Origin of the sequence: Rathayibacter sp. AY1F3 (assembly GCF_002931975.1) — a bacterium.
GTDB lineage: Bacteria > Actinomycetota > Actinomycetes > Actinomycetales > Microbacteriaceae > Rathayibacter.
The window spans coordinates 21,517-36,669 of the sequence record NZ_PSVF01000022.1 but is presented as its reverse complement, the minus strand read 5'-3'; the positions used below and the strand labels follow the sequence as shown (position 1 = coordinate 36,669).

The following is a 15,153-nucleotide window of genomic DNA, read 5'->3' as shown; positions in this document are numbered from 1 at the left end:
CGCCGCTCCCGCCTAGCGTGGGACTCCCGACGCACACCGCGCCCTCACGAAGGAGCCCGCACCATGACGCAGCACCCCCGCCTCGAGACCTCCTCCCGCGAGGCCCGCGCATGAGCCGCGGAGTCGCCGTCGTCACGGGCGGCACGGCCGGGCTCGGACGCGCCACGGTCCGCGAGCTCGCCTCCCGCGGCTGGGACGTCGCCGTGCTGGCGCGCGGCGAGGACGGACTGGCGGCCACGGTGGCCGAGATCGAGCAGAAGGGCCGGCGCGGGCTGGGCATCCCGACCGACGTGGCCGACCGCGAGGCCGTCGAGTCGGCGGCCGACCGGGTCGAGGCCGAGCTCGGCCCGATCGAGCTGTGGGTCAACGACGCGATGGTCGGCGTCTTCGGCGAGTTCCTCTCGACCGAGCCCGCCGACTTCGAGCGCGCCGTGGGCGTCAACTTCTTCGGCTTCGTCAACGGCACCCGCGCAGCCCTCTCCCGGATGACCCCGCGCGACCGCGGGCACGTCATCCAGGTCGGCTCCGCCCTCGCGCACCGGGGCATCCCGCTGCAGGCCGCGTACTGCGCCTCCAAGTTCGGCGCCCGAGGCTTCACCGAGGCCGTCACCGCGGAGCTGCTGCACGCGAAGAGCCGCGTGCGCCTGTCCGAGGTCGACATGCCGGCGCTCAACACCATCCAGTTCAACTGGGTGAAGTCGCAGCTGCCGCACCACCCGCAGCCCGTGCCGCCGATCTACGAGCCCGAGGTGGGCGCGATCGCGATCGCCGACGTGGCCGACAAGCCGCGCCGCCGCACCTGGGTCGGCGAGCCGACCGCGGGCACCATCCTCGGCGACCGCTTCGCCGGGCGCTTCATGGACTGGTACCTCGCCCGCAGCGCCTTCGACGGTCAGCAGGCCCCCGACAAGACGGAGCCGATGCTGCCGAACAACGTCTACGAGCCGGTCCCCGGCGATCACGGCGCCCGCGGCCTCTTCAGCGACCGCGCGCACACCATGACGCCCCAGATCTGGATGATCCGCCACCGCGCCCTGAGCTACGCGGGGGCCGCCGCGGCCCTCGCCGCCGGCGCCGCGGGCGTCGTCTCGGCCCTGCGGAGGAAGTGACCGTGGTCGACGCCGTCGTCATCGGGGCGGGGCCCAACGGCCTCGCCGCCGCGGTCACGCTCGCGCGGGCCGGGCTCTCGGTCACCGTGCTCGAGCGCAACGAGACGATCGGCGGCGGCGCGCGCACGGCGGAGCTGACGCTGCCCGGGTTCCACCACGACGTCTGCTCGGCGGTGCACCCGATGGCGCTCGCGTCCGGCTTCTTCCGCGCCTTCGGGCTCGACCGGCGCATCGAGCTGGTCGTCCCCGAGATCTCGTACGCGCATCCGCTCGACGGCGGCCGCGCGGGCATCGCCTACCGCGACCTCGACCGCACGGCCGAGGCGCTGGGGCGCGACGGAGCGGCGTGGCGCGCCCTGATGGGACCTCTCTCCGAGCGGGCCGACCGCGTCGCGGGCTTCACCAACGACGCGCTTCTGCGGATCCCGACGGACCCGAGCGTGCTGATCCGCTTCGGGCTGCGGGTGCTCGAGCAGGGCACCCCGGTGTGGAACCTGCGCTTCCGCGAGGACGTCGCCCCGGCGATGTTCTCCGGGGTCGCCGCGCACTCGATCCGCCCGATGCCGAGCCCGTCGACGGCCGCGGCCGCCCTGGCGCTCGGCGCCTACGCTCACGCGCGCGGCTGGCCGGTGCCGATCGGAGGCAGCCAGTCGATCGTCGACGCGCTCGCCGACGACCTCCGGGCGCACGGCGGCACCATCGAGACCGGCGTCGAGGTGACCTCGCTCTCCGAGCTGCCCCCGGCCCGCGCCGTGCTCGTCGACGGCACGCCGACGGCGCTGCTCGCGATGGCGGGGGACCGGCTGCCCCCGGCGTACGCCGCGGCCCTCCAGCGCTTCCGCTACGGCAACGGCGTGGCCAAGGTCGACTTCGCCCTCGACGGGCCGGTGCCGTGGACGAACCCGGAGCTCGCCGGCGCGGGCACGCTGCACGTCGGCGGGAGCCGCGCCGAGATCGCGGCTGCCGAGCGCGACGTGAAGCGGGGCCGGCACAGCCGCAGCCCCTACGTGCTGGTGGCGCAGCCCTCGATCGTCGATCCGACCCGGGCGCCCGAGGGCAAGCACGTCCTCTGGGCGTACACGCACGTCCCCCGGTACTCGCCCGCCGACCAGCAGGAGGCGATCACCGCCCAGATCGAGCGCTTCGCCCCCGGGTTCCGCGACCGCGTGATCGGCGCCTCCTCGATGACCGCCCGCGACATGCAGGCCTACAACCCGAACTATCTGGGCGGCGACATCGCCGCCGGCGCCGCGAGCGTCGCGCAGCTGCTCTCGCGCCCGGTCCCCACGACCGACCCGTGGCGGACGCCCGCGAAGGGGCTCTACCTCTGCTCCTCGTCCACCCCGCCCGGGCCGGGCGTGCACGGCATGGCCGGCTGGCACGCCGCCCGCAGCGCGCTGCGGCACGAGTTCGGGGTGCGCGAGTCGCCCGACCTGTCGCCGGAGGCGCGCCCGGCCTGAGCCGCCGCCGTTGCGCTGCGCCCGTCGCCGCCCCCGGCCTGCCAGGCTGAGGGACGGCGCCCCCACGCGCCCCACCACCACTCGAAGGAGTCCGCGATGTCCCGCACCACCCGCGTCGTCCACTGCCCGCCCGAGTCCGTCTTCGCGGTGCTCGCCTCCGGCTGGCTGTTCCCGAGCTGGGTCGTCGGCGCGTCGCGGATGCGGAAGGTCGACGCCGACTTCCCGCACGTGGGCTCGCAGCTGCACCACTCCTTCGGCCTGTGGCCGCTCGTGATCGACGACCGCACCACGGTTCTCGAGTGGGACCCGCCGCGCCGGACGGTCATCCAGGCCGCCGGCTGGCCGCTCGGCGAGGCCCGGGTGCGCGTCGAGGTCGAGCCGCACGCCCGCGGCGCGAAGGTGCGGATGCACGAGGCGCCCGTGAAGGGCCCGGGCACGCTCGTCCCGAAGCCGCTGATGCACTCGTTCCTCTGGATCCGCAACCGCGAGGCCGTGCGCCGGCTCGCCCACATGGCCGAGGCGGGAGCCGCGGGCCGCACGCTCGCGCCCGCCTCGCTCCCCTCGCCCGCCGACCGCGCCGGAATCGACCGGCCGAAGCACGTCTGGGCGCGCCTGACCGGAGCGATCGGGTCGATCGCGGTCGGGACGCTCGTGGTCCGCGGCATCCTCGCGGCCGTCCGGCGCGCCCGGAGCTGACGGCGCCCGGCGCCGACGGTGCTCGGACCCGACGGCGCCCCGGTCGGACGCCGCCCGGGTCAGACGATCCGCTCGACCAGCCGCACGTGCTGCACCGCGACGCGCTTCGGCTCGCCCGCGAAGGCGGCGTCGCGCTCGGGCGAGGCCAGGTACGCCCGCTCGACCTCGGCGAACGCGTCGGCGTCGCCGGCCGTGCTGACCGCCCAGACGAACTCGTTCACCTCGCGGTCGGCGTAGGCGAACTCGATCCGGAAGCCGTGGGCCTCGCGCGCCGGCACGATCCGCTCGGGGAACCAGGCGAGGAAGTCGTCCATCACCCCGTCCATCAGCTCGTAGCGTCGGAGTTGGATCGACCTGGTCTCGGCTGCAGCGCTCATGCTGCGACGGTACCCGCCCGGCGGCCGCGCCGTCGCCGCGCTACGCTCGCCGCCGACAGCCCCACGCCGAGGAGGACAGCACGGACCCCCGCCACCGCTCCCTCGCGCTGCTCGTCGCCGGCTGCTTCTTCATGGAGAACCTCGACGCCACGATCGTGACGACGGCCGCGCCCGCGATCGCCGCCGACCTGGGCGTCGACTCCGCCGCGGTCTCGATCACCGTCACCGCGTTCCTCCTCACCGTCGCCGTCCTCATCCCGGCCTCGGGCTGGCTCAGCGAGCGCTTCGGCGTGCGCCGCGTCTTCACCAGCGCGATCGCCGTCTTCACCCTCGCCTCCCTGCTCTGCGCGCTCAGCCCCACGCTGCCGCTTCTGGTCGGCGCCCGGGTCCTGCAGGGCGTCGGCGGCGCGCTGATGGTGCCGGTCGGCCGGCTCGCGGTGCTGCGGGCGACTCCGCGGGAGGGGATCATCCACGCCATCGCGATCCTGGTCTGGCCGGGACTGGTCGCCCCCGTGATCGCGCCGTTCCTCGGCGGGCTGCTCACGACCGTCGCCTCCTGGCACTGGATCTTCCTGATCAACCTGCCCCTCGGGGTCGTCGCGTTCGCGATCGCGCGCCGGATCGTCCCCGCCACCGCCGAGAGCGCGCCGCCCCCGCTCGACGTCACCGGGCTGGTGCTCGTCGCGGTCGGGCTGGGCGCGCTGGTCGGAGCGGCGGGGCTCCTCACCGGCTCCGAGCTCGACGGGCGGGCGGTGGCGCCGCTGCTCGTCGGCGCGGTCGTGACGGCGCTCGCCGTGCGGCACCTGCGCCGCGCCGAGCATCCGCTCGTGCGGCTCGACGCCTTCCGCTTCCGCACCTTCCGGGTCGCCAACGCGAGCGGATCGCTCTACCGGGCGACCGTGAACGCGGTGCCGTTCCTGCTCCCGCTGCTGTTCCAGGACGCGTTCGGCTGGAGCCCGGTGCAGGCCGGCTCCGTGGTGCTGGCGCTCTTCGCCGGCAACCTGGCGATCAAGCCGGCCACGACTCCGCTGCTGCGGCGCCTCGGCTTCCGCGGGGTGCTGGTCGCGGCGAGCGCGGTCGGGGCGGCGTGCATGGCGGCGATGGCGTTCCTCGAGCCGGCGACTCCGGTGGCGCTCGTGGTGGCGCTGCTGGTGCTGAGCGGAGTGGCCCGCTCGGCGGGCTTCACGGCCTACAACACCGTCACGTTCGCCGAGGTCCCGCAGGAGGGGATGTCGGGCGCGAACACCCTCAACGCCACCACGCAGCAGATCGCGGCCGGACTCGGAGTCGCGGTGGGCGCGGTGGCGCTCGCCGTCGGCACCGCGATCGGGCCCGGCCTCGTCCCGTACCGCGTCGCCTTCCTCGCCCTCGCGGTGCTGACCCTCGTGCCGCTCGCCGCCGCCGCCCGGCTCCCGCGCGACTCCGGGAGCGCCCTCACCGCCTGACCCGCGCGGGAGTCAGGCGAGGCCGAGCGCGATGCCGTCGAGGATGTCGTGCGCGGTCGAGTGGACCCGGTCGACGCCCGGCGACGCCTCGTGGACCGCGCGGAGGACCTCGCCCCAGACCAGCGCGCCGGCCGCCAGCACGTCCTCGCGCCCCGGGCGGACCCAGGGGAGGGCCGCCGTCCCCTCCGGAGACAGTGCGGCGAGCTCGTCGCAGGCGGCGAGGACGTCGGAGAGGGGGAGGGACGTCTCGAGCGCGGCGCGGTCGGTGGTGCGGAGGACGTGCGCGGTGATCGTGAGCACGGTCGCGGCGACGCCGACGACGCTCCGGGCCTGCGAGAGGTCGACGGAGGAGGCGGCCAGCGCGGCGCGCACGTCCGCCCGGATCGCCGCGCGCTCGCCCTCCGTCGGCGCGGCGGCCCGGCGGTGGCGCTCGGTCAGGCGGACGCTGCCGACGTCCATCGAGTGCGCCTGCTCCGGCTCCGCTCCGCCGAGCACGAGCTCGGTCGAGCCGCCGCCGAGGTCGACGACCAGCACGGGCCGGGCGGAGTCGACGGCCGAGACCGCGCCGCGGAAGGAGAGCCGCGCCTCCTCCTCGCCGGAGATCGTCTCCGGGGTGACGCCGAGGATCCGCTCGACGGCGGCGAGGAAGTCCTCGCGGTCGGCGGCGTCGCGGGTGGCCGAGGTGGCGACGAAGCGGAGGCGCTCGGCGCCGGCCTCCTGCGCGGCGGCCGCGTACTCGCGGGTGACGGCGAGGGTCCGCTCGAGCGCGGCCGGGTCGAAGCGGCCGGTGCGGTCGACCCCGCGGCCCAGCCGCACGAGCTCGGTGCGGCGCTGGACGTCCCGGAGGCGGCCGCCCTCCACGTCGGCGATCAGCAGGCGGAGGGAGTTGGTGCCGCAGTCGAGCGCCGCGACGCGCGTGGGGGAGGACATCCGCCCATTCTGCCCGCGCGGCCGGGGCCGGAGGCGGGCGATAGCCTGGGGGAGAGACGAAGGAGCCGCCCGTGCACGAACACCACGTCCGCGTCCACCGCAGCGACGAGGAGCTCCCGCGACACGGGCAGCTCGCCCACGCGCTCGCCGAGGTCGCCGCCGATCCGGTCGAGATCGACGACGAGGTCGCCGAGATGGTGGTCAACCGGGTCATCGACAACGCCGCCGTCGCCACCGCGTCGCTCCTGCGCCGCCCGGTCGTCGCCGCCCGCGCGCAGGCTCTCGCGCACCCCGCCTCCATCGGCGGCCAGGGCTCGGTCGTCCTCGGCGTCGACCCGGCCCGCCGGGTCTCGCCCGAGTGGGCGGCCTGGGCCAACGGAGTCGCCGTGCGCGAGCTCGACTACCACGACACGTTCCTGGCGGCCGAGTACTCGCACCCGGGCGACAACATCCCTCCGCTGATCGCCGTCGCCCAGCACGCGGGCATCGGCGGGGCGCAGCTCGTCCGCGGCATCGTCACCGGATACGAGGTCCAGGTCGACCTGGTGCGCGCGATCAGCCTGCACCGGCACAAGATCGACCACGTGGCGCACCTCGGCCCCTCGGCCGCCGCCGGGATCGGCACGCTGCTCGGCCTCGACGTCGCGACGATCGAGCAGGCCGTTGCGCAGGCCCTGCACACGACGACCGCCACGCGGCAGTCGCGCAAGGGCGAGATCTCGAGCTGGAAGGCGTACGCGCCGGCCTTCGCGGGGAAGATGGCGATCGAGGCGGTCGACCGGGCGATGCGCGGCGAGACCAGCCCGTCGCCGATCTACGAGGGCGAGGACGGCGTCATCGCCTGGATGCTCGACGGCGCCGACGCGAGCTACGACGTCCCGCTGCCCGACCGCGGCGAGGCCAAGCGCGCGATCCTCGACACGTACACGAAGGAGCACTCGGCCGAGTACCAGGCGCAGGCGCTGATCGACCTCGCCCGCCGCCTGCACCGGACGCACCCCGAGGCCGCCGATCCCGAGCGCGTCGAGCGGATCGTCCTGCACACCTCGCACCACACGCACTTCGTGATCGGCTCGGGCGCGAACGACCCGCAGAAGTACGACCCGGCCGCGTCCCGCGAGACGCTGGACCACTCCGTGCCGTACATCTTCACGGTGGCGCTGCAGGACGGCGCCTGGCACCACGTGCACAGCTACGCCCCCGAGCGGGCCGCCCGCGCCGACACCATCGCGCTCTGGCACCGGGTCACCACGCAGGAGGACGCGGAGTGGACGCGCCGCTACCACTCCACCGATCCGGGCGAGAAGGCGTTCGGCGCGCGCGTCGAGATCCTGCTGACGGACGGCACGACGATCGTCGACGAGATCGCGGTGGCGGACGCGCACCCGCTGGGCGCGCACCCGTTCAGCCGCGAGCAGTACGTGTCGAAGTTCCGCACGCTCGCCGCCGACGTGCTCGAGGAGTCCGAGATCGAGCGCTTCCTCGACCTCGCGCAGCGCCTGCCCGAGCTGACCCCGGAGGAGGTCGGCCGCCTCAGCGTGATCGCCGCTCCCGGCGTCCTCGCCTCGATCGAGCCCCCGCGCGGCCTGTTCTGATCCCTCCGCGGGAGTGTCGTCCGCGCGCACGGTGACGCGCGCACGGGCCGCCTCCCGCGGCGGGGAGCGCCGTCGTCAGGCGGTCTGCTCGGCGACCCAGTCCTGGATCTCGGCGATGAAGCGCCGGCGCGAGAAGACCCGGGTGCGAGCCCGGAAGGCGTCGACGTCGAGCGCGAGCGCACGGCGCAGCAGGTCGCTCCAGTCGGGATCGCCCTCGAGGTCGGCGATGACGCCCCCGCCGGCGAGGGACACGCTCTCGCGCACTCCGCCGATGTCGGTCCCGATGACCGGCGTCCCGCAGGCCATCGCCTCGACGGGCATGATCCCGAAGTCCTCGACGGCGGGGAAGACGTACACGAGCGCCTGCGCGTAGAGCGCGCGGATCAGCTGGTCGGAGGGCGAGATGACGAAGGTCACGTCGGCCCGGATCTCCTCGGCGTAGGCGCGGAGCCGCGCCTCCCAGGGGCCGTGCCCGGCGATGACGACCGGCAGCCCGGTGCGGGCTCCGGCGTCCATGACCTTCTCGAGGCGCTTGTAGGGGACGAACCGCGAGGCGCCCAGGATGAACGGCCGGGCGAGCGAGTCGAGGAGGCGCAGCTCGTCGTCGTCGAGCGGGGAGCGCCAGTCGGTGATCGTCGAGAGCAGCTCGGTGTTCACCGGCGGGTAGATGACCCGCGACGGCTGGTGCCACGCGTCGCGCACCCGCTGCCCGGTGAAGAGGCTGTTCACCGCGATGGAGGAGGCCTCGGCGGCGCGGAGGCGGTCGATCGGCTTGAGGAGCAGGCTCGCGGTGCGGGCGGCGAGGCTGCTGCCGCGGCCGTCGCGGTCGGGCTCCCAGATGTAGCGGGCCGGCGTGTGCGCGTAGACGAGCTTGCGGGTCGGCCCGCTGGTGCGGACGTGGTGGGCGAAGAGGTGCGAGCTGACCAGCACCCACTCGCGGGAGGCGCCGACCGGGAGCCGCCACGTGGGCAGCATCGCCGGCAGGGCGAGGACCTTGTGGCGGCGCAGCGGCGTGCGCGCCAGCCAGGACTCCGAGACGGGCCTGCCGACGACCTCGGCGCAGTCGCTCCAGAGGACGCGGACGTCGGCGTCGGCGAAGGCCTCGGTCATCGCCTCGAGCACGCGCTCGGCGCCTCCGCGGCGCTCGACCCACTCGTGCACGATCAGGCCGGGACCGACCGGGGGGACGGATCGGGAACGGGTGGTCGCGTCGATGACGGCAGTGATGATGGGCCCCTTCCCCCGGGCGTGCGGTGAGGATCGGGCGGCCATCCGGAGACGGGAGCGGCTCCGAATGCTTATCCGTCGTCGGTGACCGATCAGCAGTGCAGTAGAAGCTAACCGGCTCATGGAGAAGGAATCGAAAGGCGAGTACGAGTCGTCGCAGAACGACGGGGAAAGAAGAGTCGGATAATCCGGATAAGCCGCGAGTGGAATGGCGAGGATCGTCTGGAGTGCGTCGCGGAGGCTCTATTCAATCGGAGATCACAACGATGGAGGAGAACCGCGGAGAAGAAGAAGTCACTCTTTCAGTGACGCCGTGCCGGAAGGATCAGGAGACGCCGATGCGCTGCAGGGTCTGCCACCGCCACTGGTCGCGGACGCCCTCGCGGACAGTGCGCACCGCCCGCCAGCCCAGCTCCCGCTCGGCGCGTGCCGGGTCGGCCCAGCTCGCGGCGAGGTCGCCCGGCCGGCGCCCCACGGCCCGCCACCGGACCGTCTCCCCGCTCGCGCGCTCGACCTCGTCGATCAGCTCGAGGACGCTCGTCGGCGATCCCGTGCCGAGGTTGTAGACCCGGTGCCCGGGCCGCGCGCGCTCGAGCGCCGCGACGTGCCCGGCCGCGAGATCGCAGACGTGGATGTAGTCGCGCAGCCCCGTGCCGTCGGGGGTCGGGTAGTCGTCGCCGAGGACGTCGACGCACCGGGAGGGGTCGCCCGCGGCCCGCGTCAGCACGGGCAGCAGGCTCCCCGGCGCCGTGGCCGGATCCTCGCCGATCCGCCCCGACGGGTGCGCGCCGATGGGATTGAAGTAGCGGAGGCTGACCGCGCGCAGGAGGGGATCGGCGCGCGCGGCGTCGCCGAGGATCTCCTCGATGACGCGCTTCGTCGCGCCGTAGGGGCTCGCCGCGCTGAGCCCGGCGGGGGAGTCCTCCCCGACCGGCATCGATCCGCCCGGGCTGTAGACGGCCGCCGAGCTCGAGAACACGACGGTGCGGATCCCCGACTCCGCCGCGACCGAGAACGCCGCGGTGGCGAGCCCGACATTGACCGTCCAGTACTCGAGGGGCCGCCGCACCGAGTCGCCGACCGACTTGAGCCCGGCGAGCAGGACCAGGGCGTCGACCGGTCCGTGGGCGGTGAGGAAGCGCGTCAGCGCGGCCGTGTCGCGCGCGTCGGCGATCAGGCGGGGGACCACCGAGCCGGTCAGCTCCTCCACCGCGTCGAGGGTCCGCTCGCTCGCGTGCGAGAGGTCGTCCACGACCAGCACCTCGTGGCCGCTCTCGAGGAGCGCGACGGCGGTGTGGCTCCCGATGTAGCCCGCTCCGCCCACCAGAAGGACTCGCATGCGGGGGAGCCTAGATCGGCTCCCGCACGGCGTCGGCGCCGCCGCCGTGCCCGCCGGTCCGTCGATCCGCGCCGCCGTCACCCGTGCGCGGGACGCCCTCTGCCGTGGTCGTAGCCCGCGATCGCCGCGGACTCGACGGCGAGCGCGACCAGCTTCTCGCCGACCGGGCGGGGCACCACTCCGAGCGCGGCGTCCGCGACTCCCGCGACCAGTGCCGTCCGCCGCTCGCTCCCGCCGCGGGCCAGGAGGCGCACGGCTGCGTCCCACGCGCCGGCCGCGGGCACCGCCTCCCGCACCTGCTCGGGGTGCAGCCGCTCGAAGGTGCGGCGGGCCGCCCCCGAGAGGAACGCGCGCCGGCTGCGGACCGCCGCCGAGACGGAAGCGCCGTGGTGCAGGGCCTCGGCGCCGGGCTCGATCCGCACCGGCACTCCCAGGCGGTGCAGCCGGTAGCCCCAGTCGACGTCCTCCCAGCCGTACTCGCGGTAGTCGGTGCTGTAGCCGCCGACCCGGTCGTACGTCGCCCGCGTCACCGAGACGTTGCCGCCCCAGTAGCGCCAGGAGGCGTCGGGGCCCGCCGCGTAGGCGCCGCGGCGGAAGCGCTCGCCGGCGGGCCGGCCGTAGGCGCGGGAGTAGGCGGTGCCCGGGTCGACGTCGGGGCAGAGGCCGACGACGCCGGCGACCGCGTCCCGATGGGCCCCGACGTGCGCGGCGGCCCAGCCCGGGCCGGGCTCGAGGTCGTCGTCGCAGCGGATCAGCACGTCGCCCCGCGCGGCGTCGAAGCCGGCGGTGAGCGCGGCGGAGCGCCCCCGGTTCTCGGGGAGCACGACGCGGCGCACGGGCACGGGGGAGGCGTCGAGGGCGCGCTCGCTGGCATCGACGACGCCGTCGAGGACCACGACCACGTCGAGGTCGCGGTGGGTCTGCGCCGCGAGGGCGGCGAGGAGGCGGGGCAGGCGGGCCGCCCCCGCGTAGCTGGGGACGACGACGCTCGCGACGCTCATCGTGGCTCCTCGCCGCGCGGGCGGCTCTCGACCAGGAGCAGCTCCTCCAGCCCGGTCAGCACGCGCGCCAGGTCGTCGGCGATGGCGCCGGGATCGGTGGCGTGGAGGCGGGCGAGCCGGTCGGCCAGGCCGGAGAAGTCCTGCGGCTCGTCGTCGAGCGCCCGCCAGGTCGCGGCCACGCTCTCGCGCAGCGCGTAGGGGCTGCCCATCGGGGAGACGTCCAGCGGGAGGACCAGGACGCGCCCGTTCAGATCGACGGAGGCCGTGTCCGGGCGGCGCCGCCAGAGAAGGAGCCGGGGGTCCTCTGCCATCTTCTCCGCGTCCTCTCCGCTGATCGCCGCCAGTGCGAGTAGAAATCCGCCAGCGCCTCTTATCGCGACGCCTCTCTCGCTATGTTTGCCGCCGACGCGCCAAGGGGTGTACGTCGAGCGACAGCACCGGAGGGCCGCCAATGTCGGAGTCTAATCCGCTCGCATCCAGCGATATCAGCGATAAGAGCGAGAAGAAGAGCGCGAATTCCGCGGGCGTCTTCGCACGGCGGACGGTCGTGGCCGGAGCGGTCTGGTCGGTGCCCGCGGTGATGCTGGCGCAGTCCGCCTCCGCCGTCTCGATCAGCTGCTTCCCGGTGGGGACGGTCTTCCAGGCGGTCGCCCGCGGACGCCTTCTCAGCGGCTTCCTCGGCGGCGTGAACCTCGACAATGTCGCCGGTGTCTCGGGCGTGACGGCGACTGCGCCGGCGTCGGGACCGAATCCGCCCGACCCGGTCGTCGTGACGGGCGGCGTCAACGCCACGGTACTGAACGGCATCGCCGTGAACGCGACCGGGCTGACCGGCACGCTCTCCTCCCTCCTCACGCTGGCGGCTCCCGCCACCGTCGGCACTCTCAACCAGTACGCGGAGGCGAGCACCACCGGCACCGTCCGCGGAGCCTCCGGTGCGATCACCAATGCCGGCCAGCTGGCGCTGACCCCGACCTCGGGGAGCTACCCCGACTTCGGCACCGTCAACCTCCGGGCGATCCTCGCGGCGATCGGAGGGGCAGGTCTGGCGGGACTGCTCACCAACGTCGCCGGGCTCACACTGCAGATCGGTGCTCTGACCGGGCGCGCGGCTCTGCAATCGGCCTGCGTTCCCGGCTCGGACAATCTTCAGCGCGATTACCAGATCACTCGGCTGAACCTGGTGCTCACCTCGCCGACGCTGAACACGATCGCTACGACGGTGCAGGGCCTCCTCACTGCTGTCTCCAGCCTCACGCTGGGTGCGGCGACGATCAACCTTGCGGGGATCTTCGGCACGGCTCTGCCCGGTGGTGCGCAGCCGATCCAGCTCCTGATCCCGACGACACCCGCGTCCTCGACGAATCCAGCCGTTCTGACGATCGACCTGGCCGCGCTCTTCGGCCCCGCTCCAGGCCAGCCGGGAAACACGCCGTTCGGCTCCTACGCCTCCTACCTGAATGATCTGCCGCCGAACTCGACCCTCTTCTTGGACAACGGGCTGCAGGTCCCTGGCTCGGTGCTCGGTGCCTTCACGGCTGCTCTGCTCACTGAGTTGAGCGCACGCCTGCTGGCGAACATTTCGCTATTAGGTGTGAGCCTGGCCGACGGTGGCGGTGGCACAGTGCGGGGCGCCCTCCTCGGGTTGATCAATACTCTGCTGACGGCGACTCTCCCGCCGCTGCTCACGACGCTGCAGAACGCGGTCCTCACCCCGGTCTTCACCGCCCTGCGGGACGTCATCCAGATCGACGTCAACGCGCAGAACCGCTCCACCAACCCGACCGGGCCCGCCGTCCTCGAGGCGCTCCCCGTCGGCCGCTACGACGTCGCGGCGCTCTACATCCGCGCGGTGGGGCTCGTGAACCTGCTCGACCTGTTCATCGCCCGCGGCTCCGTCGGGCCGAACGTCCGCACGGGCTAGCCGCGCGCTCGGCGCCGTCAGGCGCCGTGGACCACGAGGCCGTGCTCGACCATCGCGTCGAGCACGGCCTCGACGTGCGCCCGGGGGTCGCCCGCGGGCGGGGCGCCGTGCTCGGCGACGACGGCTCCGGTCAGCGCGTCGACCGTCGCGGGCGTCCCGAGAGCGCGCCACAGCACCGGGCCGATCCCGGTCAGCGTCTCGACCCGCTCGTCGAGGAGGCAGCTGACCACTCCGTCGCGCTCGACCCACTCGACGCCGGCGGCTCGCGCGAGCAGGCCCGGGCCGGGCGCCGCCGCATCGGCCTCCGGCGCGTCGGCGACGACCGGCGACGGCTCCCCGATCCGCTCCAGGAGCGGCAGCACGGTCTCCGCCTCGCGGTAGCGGAGCACCTGCGCCCCGCCGACGGAGTCGAGCAGCCCGGCGAGGTGGTGCAGCGCCGCGGGCAGCCGTGCGAAGTGGCTCAGCTCGGGCAGCAGCACCGAGAGCGCCTCGTCGAAGGCGATCGGCTCGAGCCGGGGCTCCGCCGGGCCGGACGGGTCGCGGGCGATCAGGAGGAGGGCGGCCAGGCGCAGCGGAGCGTCCGGCAGCGGCTGCAGGCCCATCGCGGCGGGGGAGCGGTGCCGCTTCCAGTCGCCGCCGTCGAGGAGGGCGACGGGCTTCCGGAACGGCAGCACCCGCCCGTCGCGGCGGACGGCGAGCGTCTCGTCGGTCACGTACCCGTACCGGCGCGCGGCGAGGCTCACGAGCGTCGACTTCCCGGCACCGGGCCGGCCGACGAACGCGACGACGCGGCCGTCGGGCAGGGCGACCGCGGAGGCGTGCACGCTGAGAAGCCGGCCCTCGCAGGCGTCGGCCGCCGCGAGGGTGAGCGCGGCGCCGATGTGCTCGGCGAGGGCGTCCTCGGTCGGCTGCGCGATCACTCCCGGCTCCCCGACCGGCTCGGTCAGCGACACCCGGTACTCGGAGCCCGGGCGATCGGCGTCGTCGTCCACGTCGTTCCACGACTCCTCCACCTCCGTCACGAAGCGGTCGGGGACGGTGTCGTCGAAGGTGAAGCGCACGCCGAGCCCGAAGGGGGCGCGGATCAGCCGGCGGGTCATGTCAGGTCCTGTCCGTCCGTCGGAGGTGGTCCCACGCGAGCGGAGCCGTGCGGGCGCCGCGGCGCAGCCGCCGCCACCAGCCGGCCGCCACGTCGATCCGGCGCGGGCCGATGGCGGGGTCGGCGGCACGCAGGGCGTGGGGAGCGGGGAAGACGGCGCGGGCGAGGAGCAGCGGCCGCTGCCGCCAGCCGGCCGCGCGCACGGCCTGCACCCACCCCGCGGAGGCGTGGGGCGAGCTCGCGTTGATCCGCCACGCCCGCAGCTCGGCCGCGGGCACCTCCCCGGCGCGCGCGCGGATGCCGAGCGCATCGAGGAAGGGCTGCGCGGTCTGGACGGCGCCGAGCTCCTCCGCCGCCGCCCGGAGCGGAGCGTGCAGCTGCGCGCGGGCGGCCACCGCCTCGACGAGCAGGTCGTAGTCGGAGGGCCGCGTGAGGCGCGGGTCGGTGATCTGCCAGGCGTCGCGGAGCGCGTGCAGCGCCAGCACGAGCGCCGAGTCGGCGACGCTCGCGGTCGCCACCGGACGGCCGGCCAGCTCCACGATCCGGTGCCGGCTCCACAGCGCCTCGAAGGCGTCGCGCGGCGGCACGAGGAAGCCCGGCCAGCGCCAGTGCACATCGATGTCGACCGGCCACGCGGCGTGCCGGTAGGAGCGCGAGTGCTTGGCCGCGAGCGTCGGTCCGTCCGGCCAGGGCCGCTCGGTCCAGCCGTCGGCGGCCAGGAGCGCCAGGATCCGGGGCAGGTCGTCGGGGGCGACCAGCAGGTCGACGTCGCCGGAGGTGCGGGGCGGCCGGAGCCGGTCGGCGGCGGCGGTCGGGCCCTTGAGCACGAGTGCGCGCAGGCCCGCCGCGTCGGCCCGCCGGTGGACGAACGCCGACACGAGCGGCACGGCCTCATCGGCCCAGAGAACGCCCACGAGCTCCATCCGGTCAGTATTCCAGCGCTCCCGCGGC

At 74.7% G+C, this 15,153-nt stretch carries 14 protein-coding genes; 6 read left to right on the top strand and 8 right to left on the bottom strand.

The features are described 5' to 3' along the window. Positions 1-110: 110 nt before the first annotated feature. The 3 genes from C5C39_RS12995 to C5C39_RS12985 all read left to right on the top strand — a co-directional run bounded on the left by C5C39_RS12995 (position 111) and on the right by C5C39_RS12985 (position 3,265). Entirely contained in the window at positions 111-1,109 is a 999-nt protein-coding gene (locus tag C5C39_RS12995) for an SDR family oxidoreductase (RefSeq protein WP_104233564.1), read from the top strand. Between the two features lie 2 nt (positions 1,110-1,111). Further along, positions 1,112-2,569 carry a phytoene desaturase family protein gene (locus C5C39_RS12990; RefSeq protein ID WP_374953700.1) on the top strand — a complete coding sequence of 486 codons (1,458 nt, stop codon included), beginning with the start codon at positions 1,112-1,114 and terminating at the stop codon, positions 2,567-2,569. A 96-nt stretch (positions 2,570-2,665) separates the two neighbouring features. Further along, positions 2,666-3,265, top strand: a complete 600-nt coding sequence (locus tag C5C39_RS12985) for an SRPBCC domain-containing protein (protein WP_104353557.1) — start codon at positions 2,666-2,668, stop codon at positions 3,263-3,265. A 59-nt stretch (positions 3,266-3,324) separates the two neighbouring features. On the opposite strand, the gene C5C39_RS12980 is transcribed toward C5C39_RS12985, so the two are convergent. Next, entirely contained in the window at positions 3,325-3,642 is a 318-nt protein-coding gene (locus C5C39_RS12980; RefSeq protein WP_104353556.1) for an NIPSNAP family protein, read from the bottom strand. A 131-nt stretch (positions 3,643-3,773) separates the two neighbouring features. Here C5C39_RS12980 and C5C39_RS12975 point away from each other — a divergent pair, with 131 nt between their 5' ends. Beyond that, on the top strand, positions 3,774-5,087 hold the full coding sequence (locus tag C5C39_RS12975) for an MFS transporter (RefSeq protein ID WP_104251039.1): 1,314 nt from the start codon (positions 3,774-3,776) through the stop codon (positions 5,085-5,087). Positions 5,088-5,099: 12 nt separating this feature from the next. On the opposite strand, the gene C5C39_RS12970 is transcribed toward C5C39_RS12975, so the two are convergent. After that, entirely contained in the window at positions 5,100-6,017 is a 918-nt protein-coding gene (locus C5C39_RS12970) for an exopolyphosphatase (RefSeq protein ID WP_104353555.1), read from the bottom strand. A gap of 71 nt (positions 6,018-6,088) precedes the next feature. Between C5C39_RS12970 and C5C39_RS12965 the strand changes: the two genes are divergently transcribed. Beyond that, positions 6,089-7,612 (top strand): MmgE/PrpD family protein, encoded by a 1,524-nt coding sequence (locus tag C5C39_RS12965; RefSeq protein WP_104238371.1) that lies wholly within the window; start codon positions 6,089-6,091, stop codon positions 7,610-7,612. Between the two features lie 75 nt (positions 7,613-7,687). Here the strand turns inward: C5C39_RS12965 and C5C39_RS12960 are convergent, their stop codons facing one another. The 4 genes from C5C39_RS12960 to C5C39_RS12945 all read right to left on the bottom strand — a co-directional run bounded on the left by C5C39_RS12960 (position 7,688) and on the right by C5C39_RS12945 (position 11,490). Continuing rightward, positions 7,688-8,884 carry a glycosyltransferase gene (locus tag C5C39_RS12960; protein ID WP_104224527.1) on the bottom strand — a complete coding sequence of 399 codons (1,197 nt, stop codon included), beginning with the start codon at positions 8,882-8,884 and terminating at the stop codon, positions 7,688-7,690. A 280-nt stretch (positions 8,885-9,164) separates the two neighbouring features. After that, on the bottom strand, positions 9,165-10,178 hold the full coding sequence (gene galE / locus C5C39_RS12955; RefSeq protein WP_104353554.1) for a UDP-glucose 4-epimerase GalE: 1,014 nt from the start codon (positions 10,176-10,178) through the stop codon (positions 9,165-9,167). A gap of 77 nt (positions 10,179-10,255) precedes the next feature. Next, entirely contained in the window at positions 10,256-11,179 is a 924-nt protein-coding gene (locus C5C39_RS12950) for a glycosyltransferase family 2 protein (protein ID WP_104353553.1), read from the bottom strand. Then, entirely contained in the window at positions 11,176-11,490 is a 315-nt protein-coding gene (locus tag C5C39_RS12945; RefSeq protein WP_104353552.1) for a hypothetical protein, read from the bottom strand. Before C5C39_RS12945 ends, C5C39_RS12950 begins: the two co-directional genes overlap by 4 nt. 140 nt (positions 11,491-11,630) lie before the next feature. Here C5C39_RS12945 and C5C39_RS12940 point away from each other — a divergent pair, with 140 nt between their 5' ends. Beyond that, on the top strand, positions 11,631-13,103 hold the full coding sequence (locus C5C39_RS12940; protein ID WP_146083942.1) for a choice-of-anchor G family protein: 1,473 nt from the start codon (positions 11,631-11,633) through the stop codon (positions 13,101-13,103). A gap of 17 nt (positions 13,104-13,120) precedes the next feature. On the opposite strand, the gene C5C39_RS12935 is transcribed toward C5C39_RS12940, so the two are convergent. Together C5C39_RS12935 and C5C39_RS12930 are read right to left on the bottom strand one after the other, a co-directional pair. Further along, complete coding sequence (locus C5C39_RS12935) at positions 13,121-14,203, bottom strand: PqqD family protein (protein ID WP_104353550.1); 1,083 nt, start codon at positions 14,201-14,203, stop codon at positions 13,121-13,123. A gap of 1 nt (position 14,204) precedes the next feature. Continuing rightward, on the bottom strand, positions 14,205-15,125 hold the full coding sequence (locus tag C5C39_RS12930) for a nucleotidyltransferase family protein (RefSeq protein ID WP_104238364.1): 921 nt from the start codon (positions 15,123-15,125) through the stop codon (positions 14,205-14,207). Between the last annotated feature and the right edge of the window lie 28 nt (positions 15,126-15,153).